The organism is Bacillus sp. SIMBA_031 (genome assembly GCF_046535225.1).
GTDB classification, from domain to species: domain Bacteria; phylum Bacillota; class Bacilli; order Bacillales; family Bacillaceae; genus Bacillus; species Bacillus velezensis.
In genome coordinates this window covers 1-241 of record NZ_JAWRXC010000621.1, presented here as the reverse complement: position 1 = coordinate 241, position 241 = coordinate 1, and the positions used below count along the sequence as shown (strand labels likewise).

Annotated in this window: 1 protein-coding gene; it reads right to left on the bottom strand. The window is 34.0% G+C overall.

Annotated elements, in window-relative coordinates; translation table 11 throughout:
* Positions 1-241: AMP-binding protein (locus tag SB724_RS21585; protein ID WP_410573095.1), on the bottom strand; the 241-nt coding region annotated here is incomplete at both ends.

The following is a 241-nucleotide window of genomic DNA, read 5'->3' as shown; positions in this document are numbered from 1 at the left end:
ACAAAGTATTTTTAGGTCTTTACTTCCACTCCAGCCCGCATTGAATAACATTTGGTAGAAGCTTGGAGTTGCCTGAATGATGGTAGGTTTTATTTGTTCTAACTGCTCTTTTAGAAACTCAACATTGTTTAGTGTATCTCTACTCGCTATAAATACGCTTGCTCCTGATATTAATGGTGCTAAAAATTCTAAAATAGAAATATCGAAAGAGTAAGTGGTAACTGAGTATAGAATATCATGA